This window comes from Streptomyces sp. NPDC021562 (assembly GCF_040640875.1).
In the GTDB taxonomy this organism is placed as follows: Bacteria; Actinomycetota; Actinomycetes; order Streptomycetales; family Streptomycetaceae; genus Streptomyces.
This window is the reverse complement of sequence record NZ_JBFACN010000029.1, coordinates 67,871-81,126: the sequence shown is the minus strand read 5'-3', so window position 1 is coordinate 81,126 and position 13,256 is coordinate 67,871. Positions and strand designations below refer to the sequence as shown.

10 protein-coding genes are annotated in these 13,256 nt (G+C 74.2%); 6 read left to right on the top strand and 4 right to left on the bottom strand.

Annotated elements, in window-relative coordinates; genetic code table 11:
* Positions 1 to 127 precede the first annotated feature (127 nt).
* The gene (locus AB0G52_RS33815) at positions 128 to 613 is read left to right on the top strand and encodes a hypothetical protein (protein ID WP_361341789.1); all 486 of its coding nucleotides are present in this window, start codon (positions 128 to 130) and stop codon (positions 611 to 613) included.
* Between the two features lie 14 nt (positions 614 to 627).
* On the opposite strand, the gene AB0G52_RS33810 is transcribed toward AB0G52_RS33815, so the two are convergent.
* From AB0G52_RS33810 to AB0G52_RS33795, 4 genes are all read right to left on the bottom strand, one after another.
* Positions 628 to 5,223 (bottom strand): hypothetical protein, encoded by a 4,596-nt coding sequence (locus tag AB0G52_RS33810; protein ID WP_361341786.1) that lies wholly within the window; start codon positions 5,221 to 5,223, stop codon positions 628 to 630.
* Between the two features lie 40 nt (positions 5,224 to 5,263).
* Entirely contained in the window at positions 5,264 to 6,133 is an 870-nt protein-coding gene (locus tag AB0G52_RS33805; protein WP_132894213.1) for a hypothetical protein, read from the bottom strand.
* A gap of 64 nt (positions 6,134 to 6,197) precedes the next feature.
* The gene (locus tag AB0G52_RS33800; RefSeq protein WP_132894211.1) at positions 6,198 to 7,724 is read right to left on the bottom strand and encodes a hypothetical protein; all 1,527 of its coding nucleotides are present in this window, start codon (positions 7,722 to 7,724) and stop codon (positions 6,198 to 6,200) included.
* Positions 7,725 to 7,804: 80 nt separating this feature from the next.
* Positions 7,805 to 8,500, bottom strand: coding sequence for a GntR family transcriptional regulator (locus AB0G52_RS33795; protein WP_132894210.1), 696 nt, complete (start codon positions 8,498 to 8,500; stop codon positions 7,805 to 7,807).
* A gap of 209 nt (positions 8,501 to 8,709) precedes the next feature.
* Here AB0G52_RS33795 and AB0G52_RS33790 point away from each other — a divergent pair, with 209 nt between their 5' ends.
* From AB0G52_RS33790 to AB0G52_RS33770, 5 genes are all read left to right on the top strand, one after another.
* Positions 8,710 to 10,029 (top strand): MFS transporter, encoded by a 1,320-nt coding sequence (locus tag AB0G52_RS33790; RefSeq protein WP_361341781.1) that lies wholly within the window; start codon positions 8,710 to 8,712, stop codon positions 10,027 to 10,029.
* Positions 10,026 to 10,865, top strand: coding sequence for a putative hydro-lyase (locus tag AB0G52_RS33785; protein ID WP_132894206.1), 840 nt, complete (start codon positions 10,026 to 10,028; stop codon positions 10,863 to 10,865). Before AB0G52_RS33790 ends, AB0G52_RS33785 begins: the two co-directional genes overlap by 4 nt.
* A gap of 19 nt (positions 10,866 to 10,884) precedes the next feature.
* Positions 10,885 to 11,643: a 5-oxoprolinase subunit PxpA gene (locus AB0G52_RS33780; protein WP_132894204.1), complete on the top strand. Its 759-nt coding sequence runs from the start codon at positions 10,885 to 10,887 to the stop codon at positions 11,641 to 11,643.
* A 92-nt stretch (positions 11,644 to 11,735) separates the two neighbouring features.
* On the top strand, positions 11,736 to 12,353 hold the full coding sequence (gene pxpB, locus AB0G52_RS33775) for a 5-oxoprolinase subunit PxpB (protein WP_361341832.1): 618 nt from the start codon (positions 11,736 to 11,738) through the stop codon (positions 12,351 to 12,353).
* Positions 12,350 to 13,219: a biotin-dependent carboxyltransferase family protein gene (locus AB0G52_RS33770; protein ID WP_132894202.1), complete on the top strand. Its 870-nt coding sequence runs from the start codon at positions 12,350 to 12,352 to the stop codon at positions 13,217 to 13,219. Before pxpB ends, AB0G52_RS33770 begins: the two co-directional genes overlap by 4 nt.
* Positions 13,220 to 13,256: the final 37 nt, after the last annotated feature.

The window sequence follows — 13,256 nt, the reverse complement described above, 5'->3', positions numbered from 1 at the left end:
GCAATGGATGCGGAATCGGAAATCGGCCACAGGAGCCGGATCCCGTGTCCGGGCGGCGTAGAACAACGTAAGCCGGGCAGCCACTGGGGAGCGGGGTCGTCGGACTCCGGGCGAGGTTCTGCCGGCGGTGGGGAGTGACACGTTGATGGGGACGGCTCAGCGGCGCTTGGCGCCCGAGGACGGTGCGGTGGGGCGATCGACGGCGCAACCGCACGCGCAGTACCGGCCGTTGTGGGTCGAGGAACCCGCCAAGCGGTACCGGATGCCGGACCCGGTGCGCACCGCGGGGGTGCGGGCGCTGATCATCATCTCGGTGACGCTGATCCAGGCGATGGTGGCGTTCTTCTGCACGATGGCGGAGTCCTGGCTTGCCTTCCCGATGGTGATCAGCAGCGTGGTGAGCACGGTGGTGGCCACCTGGAGCGTGGTGGACGTCTGGGTGACCCGCCAGGTGTGGAACCAGCGCAACGGCGTGGTCTCCGAGCCCAGCAGCACGGCGCGGGAACTGCGCCGCGAGCGGCGCGCGGCCCGGCGGCAGGAGCGTGCCGCCGGGCGCGGACAGAAGCGGATACCCGGGCGCGGCGGTCAGGCCGGGCAGCTGTCCCACCCCTGAGGGCGAGGGAGCCTTCAGTCCGACGGCTTCCTGAACATCCGGGTGGCGGTGATCTCGCTGTGCACGGCCTCACCGGCCTGGGGCTGCTGCGGCAGCCCGGGCCGGAGGTGTTCCTCCACGCTGATGTACTTCAGCCCGGCCCGCAGGTCGGCGTCGTTGCGCAACCGGATGACCAACGGGAACTCGGCCAGCGCGGTGGTGTCGAACAACCCGGTCGTGTAGAGGAGTTGCACGCCCAACGCGTCCGACACCGCTCGCTGGAGCTCCAGCAGGTAGGTGGCGTTGGCCCGGCCGATGGGATTGTCGAGGAAGAGCGTCCCGGCATGCCGGTGCTTGTCCCGCCCACGGTCGTTGGACCGCAGCGCGGCCATCGTGCAGTACAGGGCGATCGCGGCGGTCAGCAGCTGGCCGCCGGAGAACACGTCGCCCATCTGGCCCACCGGCACCCGCTCCGCGCGCAGCACCGCGTCCGGTTTGAGGATCTCCACGGCGATGCCCTTCGGCTGCAGCGCCGCAGCGACCCCTCGCAGCAGCAGGGACATTCCGTCCCGGCGCAGATCGGAGTTCTTCTTCACGGCGGCCCGGGTCGCCTCGTCGATGACCTCGCCGAGGCGTTCGGTGAGGGTGGCCTGGTCGGGCTCCTCGAACCGGATGCGCAGGAACTCCTGCCCGGACCACTCGCCGAGCCCTTCGGGCAGCCGGGACAGCCGCTGCGCGGACCGCAGGGTGGCCAGCGCGGACTCCACCAGGCCGCGCAGCCGGTCCACGATCGAGTCCCGGTTCCGTTCCAGCTGGGCCAGTTCGTCGGTCAGGACCCGCAGCCGGGGAGCGAAGGCGTCGGCCCACTTCTGGGCGTGCTCGGGCAGCGCGGCGGCGGGCAGTTCGCGGATCTGCTGCCGGGCGGGGGTGCGTACGGCCTCGTAGCGGGTCGAGTTGGCGTGCCTTACGAGCACGTCGCTCGCCTCGCGTACGGCGGCCTCGGCGGCGGACAGGTCACCGGCGCAGCCCCGCAGCGACCTGCGGGCCTCGGCGGCGGACTGCCGGGCCTCCTCCGGGCTGCCGGGGTAGGGCTCCGGCTCCTCCTGCTCCTCCTCCGCGGTGTGTTCGCGCAGCAGGTCACGGAGCATGGCCGCGAGTTCGTCGAAGCCGCTCGCCGCGTCCTCGGCCGCCCGGTGGGCCGCCAGCAGCTCTGCGTGGGCCTCCCGCGCCCGGGCCAGCGCCTCGGTGCGGGAGGCCAGTTCGGCGGTCGCCGTGCGCAGCAGCGCCTGTGCGTGCTCGGCGTCGCGCGGCTGGAGTTCCTCGGGGAGTTCGGTGTGGGCCTCGCCGTCCTGCGGAGCGTGCCGTTCGGCCTCGCCGCGCAGCCGTCCGAGCTGCTCGCTGGCGGCGGACATCCGGGTCTCCAGGAGCTGCACCAGTTCCTCCGCCCGGGCGGCGGCGGCCTGCCGGGAGGGACCGTCGGAGCCGTCCGGTGACTGGAGCAGCTGCTCCGCGCGGGTGCGGACCTTGTTGCTCAGCCGGTCCAGTTCGGCCAGGGCCGCGCTGTCGTCGCTCTCCGCGCGGGCCTGCTCGGCACGCAGATCGGCGCCCACGCCGACCTTCTCGTACACCTGGGAAGCGGTCCGGTAGGCCTCGCGCAGGGCGGGCAGTGAGGCCTTCGGACCGTCCTCGTCCGCGTCGGGTACGTCGTCGGGGGCGCCGGCGATCTCGGAGCGCTCGGCACGCAGGGCGCGGGCGGTGCGGCGGGCGTCGTCCGCGGCGCGCTGGGCGCCGCGCCGGTCCTCGTCGGCGGCGCGGGCGCGCTCCAGACAGGACTGGGCGCGGGCCTCCGACTCGGCCGCCTCGTCGGCGAGTTCGCGGAGCTTGACCTGCCAGCCGGCCCGTTCGCGCAGCCGGAACGCGAGGCCGGCCAGGGCGTCGGCGGCCCGTCGGGCCTTCTGTGCGGCCTCCTGGCGTTCGTCGCGTACCTGTGCGGTCTCGGCGGCGGCCTCGTCGGCCTCGGCCCGCGCGGTGCGCGCCTCGGCCAGCTCGGCCTCGGCCTCCTGGGCGAAGGCGCGCGCCTCCTGGGCGGCCCGGGCCAGCTCCACGAGCCGTCCGGCGGGGCAGCCGGTGCGCCAGGAGGCGAGCCGGGCGGCCAGTTCGCGGTCCTTGCCGAGCCGGGCGGCGAGGGTGCGGATCTCCTCGTCCCGCTCGGTCGCCCGGGCTCGCAGCGCCTGCCGTTCCTCGTCGGCGGCGTGCTCGTCGTGCATGGCCGGGTTCGGCGGTACGAGGAACACGTCGCCCGGGGTGGCGTCGGCGGGCGGGGTCGGTGCGAGCAGGGCGGCGGCCGTGCCGACGGCGACGGCGGAGCGCGGCAACAGGGCCGCGTCGGTCAGTGCCTCGCGGGCCCGGGCGTGTGTGCCGGGGTCGGTGATGACGACGCCGTCGACGAGTTCGGGGCGGGCGGCCAGCACGCGCGCGTGGTCGGCGGGGTCGACGGCCTGGGCCAGATAGCGCCAGCCGGGCAGGGCCGGGATGCCGTGCTCGCCGAGGAACTCGACGGTGGCCAGTACGTCCGGTCCGGGCGGCAGCAGACCGCCGTCACCCAGGGCGCCGAGGATCCGGGAGTCGTCGGCGGCCGCCGTGCGCAGTTCGAACAGGTGGCGCTCGGCGGAGCCGACGGCGTCGTCGAGCAGTTCGCGCAACTCGTCGGCGAACCGGTCGAGTTCCTCGGGGCCGAGCGTGTCGTCGCCGTCCTCGTGCCGGGGCCTCGGGATGACCGTACGGGAACCGGTGAGGCCCAGCAGTTCGGCCAGCCGGTCCTCCGCCGCAAGGCTCTCGGCCAGCCGCTTCTCGGCGTCGTACGTCCGCTCCGCCGCGGTCGCCGCGTCGGCGGCGCGGGCCGCCGTGAGTTCGGCACGGGACTCGGCGGCGGCCGCCTCGCGGGCGTGCTCGCTCGCCTTGCGGGAGGCCTCGCGTGCGGTGTCCCAGGCGGTCACGGCCGTCTTCTCGGCGTCGCTCGCGGCGAGCGCGGCCCGGGCCGGGTCGGCGTCGGGGGCACTGTCGTCGAGCCAGCCCGCGCGGACCGCCTCGGCCGTCTCCTGCTCGACCTCGCCGAGGCGCTGGCGCAGGTGCCCCACCTCGCTGCGGGCTCGCTGGGCCTCGGTGGCGGCGGCGGTGGAGTCCCGGTAGGCGGCGTCGCTGACCTCCTGGAGGGCGGCGGACCGCTCCTCCTCCTCGTTGGCGAGGTGCTCGGCGCCCTCGGCGGCGGCGTGCAGGGCGCGTACGAGATCGACGGCGGCCCTGGCGCGGGCGGCGAGGGCGGGGGCCGCGTCGCGCTCGGCCTCCTGGATGGCGGCGGCCACGCGCGCGACGCGGTCTGCGGCGGCGCGGTGGCGCAGTACGGCCTCGGCGGCCTGCCAGGCGGAGTGCAGGGTGCGCGCGTCGGCCAGTTCACGCTTCTGCGCGGCGGCGGACTTCTCACCGGCGGCCAGTGCCAGCGAGGCGTGCCGGTAGGCGAGTTCGGCGGCGATCAGGGCGCTGCGCTCGCGGGCGTCCTCGGAGTGGGTGACGGCGTGGGCGGCGGCCGTGACCTGCTGGGCGAGGTCGCCGGCGCGGTTCCGCTCCTCGACGCCCCGCGCGGACAGGCGCCGCGCCAGCGTACGGGTACGGCGCTCGGCCCCGGCGTGGATGTCACGCGCCCGTGCGCGTGCCCCGGCGGCCTCCACGATCCGCCCGAGCAGGTCCACCGAGCCGGCGGTGAAGTCCCGTTCGGCGATCAGTTCGGCGCGCCGCCCCAGCTTGTTGCCGAACCCGCTGACCAGGTCGGCCAGTCCGTCGGTGTCCCGGGTGTCGGTGACGGCGCGCAGCAGCAGGTCGGTGAAGTCGGAGTCCTTCTTCACCGCGAACAGGCCGGCTGCCTCACCCTCGTCGGCGTTCATCTCCCGCTGGTAGCGGAAGAGTTCGGGGTCCAGGCCGAGGTCACCGAGGTGCTCGATCCAGCGGTCGTGGATCTCCTCCCAGTGCACTTCGAGGTGCGGGTAGGCCTTGCTCGCCTCGGTGATGGCGTCCCGGAACCCCTTCATGGTGCGACGCCGTCCCTGCGCCCCGGAGGCGCCCTCCACGGGCGGCCGTACGGCGGTGGACTCGGCGACGGGCAGGCTGTCGAGCGAGAGACCCGGGCCGGGCCGGAACGAGTACCAGGCCTCCGCGAACTTCCGCGGGTCGTTCGAGACCTGCCTCCCGCGCCACTCGCTCACCTTGCCGACGACCACGCACTCGCCGGTGAGCGTGTGCTGCCACTCCAGGGCGACGTGCCCGCAGTCGTCGGCGAGCAGGAACTTGCGCAGCACGCCCGAGCTGGCGCCGCCGAGGGTGTTCCGGTGACCCGGCAGCATCACCGAGAAGATCAGCTTGAGCAGCACCGACTTGCCGCCGCCGTTCTCCAGGAAGAGCACGCCGGCGGGCGCGGGCCGGCGCGGCGGGCCGACCGGCTCCTCCTCGAAGAACTCCGCCTGGGTGGGGGCGGGGTCGGGCACCGGCTCGCCGACACCCCGCAGGTCCAGCACGGTGTCGGCGTAGCGCGCACCGGCCGGTCCGATGGAGTAGAGGCGGATCCGGGACAGCTCGTACATGTCGGACTCTCGTGAGACGTGGGAAAGGGGTTCGGAGGGCTCAGGAGTGGAACGGCAGGCCGGCGTCGGCGACCAGGTCGAGGTCCTCGGTGTGCTCGGCGGGCAGCAGGCTGGCCGTGCCGTCGGTGACCGGGACGACCCCCAGTTCGAGCAGTTCGGCCATGGCGGCGCTGCCTGCGAGGTCCCGTACCTGGAGCTGGTAGCGGGCCGTCGTGCGGTAGGTGCCGCCCTGGTCGTCGCCCGTGCGCTGGAGGAAGCCGGAGTCGGTGAGGAAGGCGACCGCCTTGCCGATGATGCCGGTGGTGGAACCGGCGAGCCTGCGGGCGTCCTTGGTGGCGCCGGTCGCGCTGCGCCTGGCCCAGATCCGCCAGGCGGCCTCCAGGCCGGGCGCGTCGGTGGCGGGGTCGGTGTTCTCACCGCGTTCCTCCGCCCGCTCCTCCAGGCGTCGGCAGGCCTGCCGGACGAAGGCGTCGACGCCGTTGACCGTGATCCGTCCGATGTAGCCGTCGTCGGCCAGGTCCTCGGGGCGGGGGAACGCCAGCGCGGCGACGGCGAGATGGGCGAGCCCGTGCAGGAACCGGTCGCCGCCGTCCGCGGAGGTACGGCGCGCGTAGTCACCCATGCGAACGGCGAACACCGAGTCCTCGGCGGCGGCCACCGCCATCCCCGCGCGGGGCGACACCTCGAGGACCACGAGCCCGAGCCCGGCGGCCACGGCGTCCGCGAGCCGCGCGAAGGCGGATTCCTCCCGGTAGCGCCGCAGCAGCTCCGTGTACTCCTGGTCCCGCGCGGGCTGCAGCTTGGGCTGCAGACCGAAGGCGACGAGCCGCGCGGCATCGGCGGCGTCGGCCGGCGTGACGGCAGCGGGCGCCGCGCCGGGGGACACCTCGGCCTCGACGTACTCGCTCACAACGACAACTCCTCGAACTCGGCAACTGGCAGGGGCTCACGGGGCTCACACCGGACACACGCCATCACGCGGCCTCGGTCCGGTCCGCCGCCATCCCCGCCGCGTCCAGCAGAGCGGTGCCCACGATGAGATCCGCCCCGCCGAACTCGGGATCGTCCAGCTCCGTCCCGTCGTCCACGGCGAACAGGAGCTTCTCCTCACCCTGCCGGTACGCCGTGCCGACCGCGGGACTGGCCGCGTGCACCGCCAGCAGAGCCACCAGATAGGGCAGCTCGGGATCGGTGCGGCGTGCCTCGGCCAGCAGCCCCGACAGCCGCCGCGGCGCGTCGGGCGGCAGGTCCAGCAGATCCGTCGCGGCCGCCAGCTGCGACTCGCTGAACCGGCTGTCGTCCGGTGTGGCGATGAGGTCCGGCTCCGGCATCTCCGCACCCAGGTGCTCCCGCTCCACCGGCGGGGTCAGCAGTATGTCGACGAGGTCTCCCAACCGCACCGCGACCGGTGTCCGCAGGCCGGTCCCGTGCGCGAAGAACGCCCCGGTGACCCGGCTCGCCTGTTCCAGCGGCAACGGCAGGACCGGCGCGAGGAGATGCCCGTAGAGGTCCGTTCCGGAGGTCGTCATGGGCGTCGCGAACGCCTGCCGGTCCTGCTCCGCGCGGAACAGCGGGCCGGCCTCCAGCAGTCGCGACTGCAACTGGGTGTGCCGTCGGATGCAGTCCTTGACGATGTCGACGAGTTCGGCGGCGCGCCGCTTGTTCTCGGCGTCCTCGGTCTCGTCGCGGGCCTTGCGGATGTTGGTGAGGATCGCGTTCTCGTGCCGGTACCGGTCGGCGACGTGGTCCAGCGCCTCGGCGATCATGTCGGGCACGGCGTTGAGCCAGTCCACCGCGCGCACGTTGCGACGGGTGGCCTCCAGGGCGCGGCGCAGGCTCTCCGAGTACTGCACGGTCCGGTAGCGGGCCTGCTCGGCGGCGAGCTGGGCGTCGGCCAGCCGGCCGCGGTTGATCAGCACCTCCAGCTTGACCTCGGCGGCGATCTGGGCGCTGGTGACGTCCGTGTCGAGGGCGCCGACCAGGACGTTGACCGCTTCGTCGGTCGTGCGGAGGTAGACCGTGCCGCCCGGGCCCGGCACCTCCTCGATCAGCTTGAAGTCGTAGTCCCGGCGGACGTACGAGCCGTCGGGCGCGAAGGTGCCGTACACCGCGCGGAAGCCGCGGTCGACGCTGCCGACGTTGATCAGGTTCTCCAGGACCCAGCGGGCCACCCGCTCGTGCTCGGCGGCGGGACGGTGCGGGGTCTGGGCGGAGATGCGCGGGATGAGCCGGGCGACGATCTGCTCGTGGTCGGCGCCGGTGTCGAAGTCCATGTTCAGCGTGACCAGGTCGATGGCGGAGAGGGCCACCTCGGCCATGCCGTACACCGAGTACTCGCCGGCCAGGTTCGCCTTGCGGGCGTCCAGGTCGTGCAGCGGCGCGGTGCAGGCGAGCGCGCGCAGCCGCCGCGCCAGCCCCTCGTCGGCGGCCGGGCCCGGCGCCGGGCGCGGCCCCGCGCTGAGCTGGGGCGGAACGCTGTCCGTCGGTGCAGGCGAAGTCACGGTGCACAGACTAGGTCCTTGGTCTGACAACGGCCCAAACGACGCGGGACGGCTCCGCCGGGGGGCACCACTGGTGGGACTCACGGGGCGCTGTCGACCCGGCGGCGGTAGACGTCCACCACGCGTTCCAGGGAGTCCGTGAGGTACGTCTCCAGCAGGTGTTCCGCGCCGTGCCGGTCACCGGTCCGCAGCGCCTGGAGGATCTCCTGGTTGCGGGCCAGGTAGGGCTCGTGCAGGGCGTGGGGGTCGTCCACCACGTGGAAGGCCAGCCGGAGTTCGGCGAAGACGCTGCGCATCAGTTCGTCGGTGCGTTCGCTGCGGGCCAGGGCGACGAGTTCGCGGTGGAAGTGGATATTGGCCGTACCCACTGCTTTCCAGTCATCTCCGGCCGCCGCCGACTGCCCCTCGGTGACCGCCGCCGCCAGTGCGTCCAGGGCGTACGGCGGCTCGCCGAGGCCGCGGACCACGGCGCACTCGACGAGGAGGCGGGTGCGGTAGATGTCCTCGACGTCCTCGACGGTCAGGACCCGGACGAAGACGCCCCGGTTGAGTTCGTGCACGAGCAGGCGTTCGTGGGTGAGCAGCCGGAACGCCTCGCGCAGGGTGTTGCGGGAGACGCCGAGAGCGCCGCCGATGCCGTCCTCCGACAGACGGGTGCCCGGCGGGAAGTAGCCGTCGGCGATCCGGCTCCTGAGGATGTCGGAGACCCGTTCGGCGGTGCTGGTCCGCCCGAGGAGGGCACGGTCGTCGGCCAGTCCCGCCAGCTGCTCTGTCATGCCCGAATTCAACCGCAGACCCAAGGACGAGACAACGTAGCTATTGAGGGATCGTTGAACAATCCTCTACGGTGCTCATCACGCTCCTCCGCGCTCGACTTCGCTTCACCACGCTCCACCACGCTTCACCGCGCTCCACCACGCTCTCCGTGGAACGGCTCCGCACTGCTCGGTCCCCGCACCCTCCTTCCCTCACCTGCGAGGTGCCCATGAGCACGACTCCGCCACCACAAGCCGTGACCTCCGACCCCCACCCGGCCAAGGGCGAACACCCTTCCCGCGACGGCGCGTTCGGCTGGCTGGCCGCCCTCGGCCCCCGCGGCCGGCGCGCGTTCGCCGGCGCTTTCGGCGGCTATGCCCTGGATGCGTACGACTACTTCACCCTGCCGCTGAGCATGGTCGCGCTCGCGGCGTACTTCGGCCTGGACAGCGGCCAGACCGGCCTGCTCACCACGGTCACCCTGGTGGTCTCCGCGGTCGGCGGCGCCGCGGCGGGCGTGTTCGCGGACCGGGTCGGCCGGGTCCGGGCCCTGATGATCACGGTGACCACCTACGCGGTCTTCACGGTGGCCTGCGGCTTCGCGCCCGACTACGAGACCCTGCTGGTCTTCCGCGCCCTGCAGGGCCTCGGCTTCGGCGGCGAGTGGGCGGTCGGCGCGATCCTGGTCGCCGAGTACGCGAGCGCCCGGCACCGGGGCCGCACCCTGGGCGCGGTGCAGAGCGCCTGGGCCGTCGGCTGGGCCCTCGCGGCGATCGTCTACACGCTGGTCTTCTCCTTCGTCGGCGACGACCTGGCCTGGCGGGTGATGTTCTGGACCGGGGCGCTGCCCGCGCTGCTCGTGGTGTGGCTGCGGCGCCGGGTGCACGACGCCCCGCAGGCGACGGCCGCGCGGGAACGCAGCGCGGCACGCGGCTCGTTCGCGGCGATCTTCCGTCCGGGTACGGCCGGGACCCCGGGGCTGCTGCGCACCACCGTCTTCGCGGTTCTGCTGTCGACGGGCGTCCAGGGCGGCTACTACACGCTGGCGACCTGGATCCCGACGTACCTCAAGTCCGAGCGCGGGCTGTCGGTCGTCGGCACCGGAGGCTATCTGGCCTTCCTGATCTCCGGGGCCTTCCTCGGTTACCTGACCGGCGGGTACCTCACCGACCGGCTGGGCCGACGGCGCAACATCTGGCTGTTCGCGCTGCTCTCGGCGGTCTGTGTGCTGGTGTACGCGCACATCCCCGGCAGTGCCGACACGCTGCTGCTGGTGCTCGGTTTCCCGCTCGGCTTCTGCATGTCGGCGATCTTCAGCGGCTTCGGCTCGTATCTGAGCGAGCTGTACCCGACGGAGGTGCGCGGCACCGGGCAGGGCTTCACGTACAACGCGGGACGCGCGGTCGGCGCGGTCTTCCCGACCCTGGTGGGCTTCCTGGCCGACAGCTGGGGCGTCGGCGGCGCGCTGGTCTTCGGCGCGGCCGGTTACGGACTCGCCGCCCTGGCGCTGCTCGGGCTGCCGGAGACGCGCGGAAAGGAACTGGCGTGAACCACACGGAACCCGTCCTCTCGGCCGAGGACCGCCCGGTCGTCCTGACCGACGGGCACGCGCACGCGTGGCGGCCGGAAACCGCCCGGGCCCGCTTCCGGGCCGGCCTCACGGGCGCCACGGCCGGGGTCGCGGCCGGTCACACCCAGGCCAACCTGATCTCGGTACCCGCCGACTGGGCCTACGAGATGCTGCTGTTCTGCCAGCGCAACCCCAAGCCCTGCCCGGTGCTCGACGTCACCGACGCCGGTGCCACCGGGACAGTGCTCGCGCGCGGCGCGGACCTGCGCACCGACCTGCCGCGCTATCGGGTGTGGCGCGACGGGGAGTTGGTGGACGAGCCGACGGACGTGCGGGCGTACTGGCGGGACGACCTGGTGTCGTTCCTGCTCGGCTGCAGTTTCACGTTCGAGTGGGCGCTGGCCGCGGCCGGGGTGCCGATCCGGCATGTCGAGCAGGGCCGGAACGTGCCCATGTACGTGACGAGCCGTCCGTGCCGCCCCGCGGGGCGGCTGCGCGGGCCGATGGTCGTGTCGATGCGCCCGGTTCCGCCGCAGCACCTGTCGGCCGCGATCCGGGAGAGCAGTCTGCTGCCCGCGGTGCACGGCTCCCCCGTACACTGCGGCGATCCCTCGGCGCTCGGCATCGACGACCTCGGCCGGCCCGACTTCGGCGACCCGGTGCAGACCGAAGCCGACGACATCCCGGTGTTCTGGGCCTGTGGGGTGACCCCGCAGGCAGCGGTGACGGCCTCCCGGCCGCCGTTCGCCATCACCCACGCGCCGGGCCAGATGTTCATCAGCGACGCCCGCGACGAGCAGTTCCGTGTGGCCTGACAGGAGAGACAGCCGATCCATGACCTCGATCGACCTGAACGCCGACCTCGGCGAGGGTTTCGGCCGCTGGCGGCTCACCGACGACGAGCAGCTGCTGTCCGTCGTCACCAGCGCCAACGTGGCCTGCGGTTTCCACGCGGGGGACGCGGCCACCATGCGGCGGGTGTGCGAGCTGGCGGCGGGGCGCGGGGTGACGATCGGGGCCCAGGTGTCCTACCGGGACCTGGCCGGGTTCGGGCGGCGCGCGATGGACGTGCCGCCCGCGGAACTGGCGGCCGAAGTGGCCTACCAGATCGGCGCGCTCGAGGTCTTCGCCCGTGCCGCGGGCTCGCGCGTGGCCTATGTGAAACCGCACGGCGCGCTCTACAACCGGGTGGTGCACGACGAGGAGCAGGCCGCCGCGGTGGTCGACGGGGTGCTCCTCGCGGACGGTTCGCTGCCCGTGCTCGGGCTGCCCGGTTCGCGGTTGCTGGCGCTGGCGGCGAAGGCGGGGCTGCCGGCTGTCACGGAGGCGTTCGCGGACCGCGCGTACACCGACGAGGGCACGCTCGTCCCACGCGGGCGGGAGGGGGCGGTGGTGAGCGACGCGGAGGCGGTCGTGGAGCGCTCGGTGGAACTCGCGCGCTCCGGCGCGGTCACCGCGTACTCCGGCGCGCGTATCTCCGTACGCGCCCGCTCGCTCTGTCTGCACGGCGACACCCCGGGCGCCGTGGAGCTGGCGCGCAGGGTGCGCGCACGGCTCACGGACGCGGGCGTGACCGTGGCGGCCTTCGCGTGAGCGGCGGCCGTCCGGGGAGCGAGGGCCTGGGCGCGGGCCTTCGCGAGGGCCTCGGCGTGAGCCCGGAAGCGGGAACCGGCACCGCCCTGCCGATGACCGTCCGTCCCGTCGGTGACGACGCCCTCCTCGTGGAGGTCGGCTCCGGTGCCGAGGCGCAGTGGCTGCACGCCGAGTTGGTGCGCCGCCGCGCGGAGGGCTCACTGACGGTCCGCGAGATCGTGCCGGCCGCCCGCACCGTCCTGCTCGACGGCGTCGACGACTCCGCCCGCCGGGCCGCCGAGCTGACCACCGCGGAGTTCCGTCGCACTCCCCCGCCCGCGCGGGCCGCGGTCGAACTCCCCGTCCGGTACGACGGCCCGGACCTCGCCGACGTCGCCGCGCACTGGCGGGTGACCGAACGGGAGGTGGCCCGTATCCACGCGGGCACCGAGTTCACGGTCGCATTCTGCGGCTTCGCGCCCGGCTTCGGCTACCTGACCGGGCTGCCGGACCGCTACGACGTGCCGCGCCGGGCCACCCCGCGCACCGCGGTGCCCGCCGGAGCGGTGGCGCTGGCCGGCCCCTACACCGGCGTGTACCCGCGCTCCTCGCCGGGCGGCTGGCAGCTGATCGGGACGACGGAGGCGGTGCTGTGGGACCACACGCGCGTGCCCGCCGCGCTGCTGGCGCCGGGGACACGGGTCCGGTTCGTACCGGTGGGGGACGTATGACCGACCGTGCGCTGGTCGTCGTGAGGGCCGGGGCGCTGACGACCGTGCAGGACCGGGGACGGCCCGGGTACGCGCATCTCGGGGTGCCCCGTTCCGGGGCCCTGGACGCGCCTGCCGCCGCCCTCGCCAACCGCCTGGTCGGCAACCCGGCCGCGGCGGCCGTGCTGGAGACCACCCTCGACGGCTGTGCCCTGCGGGCACGTTCCGCGGTGGTGGTCGCGGTCGCGGGCGCGCCGTGCCCGGTGGCGGTGGGCGGCCGGCCCGCCGCGTGGGGCGCGCCGGTCGCGGTGCCGGCCGGAGAGCTCCTGGAGGTGGGGGCGGCCCTGTCCGGGGTGCGCAGCTACGTGGCGGTCTCCGGGGGGATCGCCGTCGATCCGGTGCTGGGCAGCCGGGCCACGGACCTGCTCTCCGGGCTCGGACCCGCGCCGCTGACGGACGGCACCGTGCTGCCGTTGGGCACGGCGGCGGGCCCGTACGCGCGCGTGGACGTCGCGCCGCAGCCGTCCCCGCCGACGGAGCTGGTGCTGCGGGTGACACCAGGCCCGCGGGCCGACTGGTTCACGCCCGAGGCCGCCCGGGTGTTCACCACGCGCGCCTACCGGGTGTCGTCGGCGAGCAACCGCATCGGGCTGCGCACGGAGGGGCCGGCCCTGGAGCGGGCCCGTCCCGGTGAACTCCCCAGCGAGGGCATGGTGCTCGGTGCCGTCCAGGTCCCCCCGGACGGCCGTCCGGTGGTGTTCCTGGCCGACCATCCGACCACCGGCGGCTACCCGGTGATCGCGGTGGTCCGTGCCGCCGACCTCCCGGCGGCGGCCCAGGCGGTCCCGGGCACCCCGGTGCGCTTCGTGACCGTACGCCGCCGCTGAACCGGCGCGCACCGCCGCCGACCGCCCCGCAGGTCAC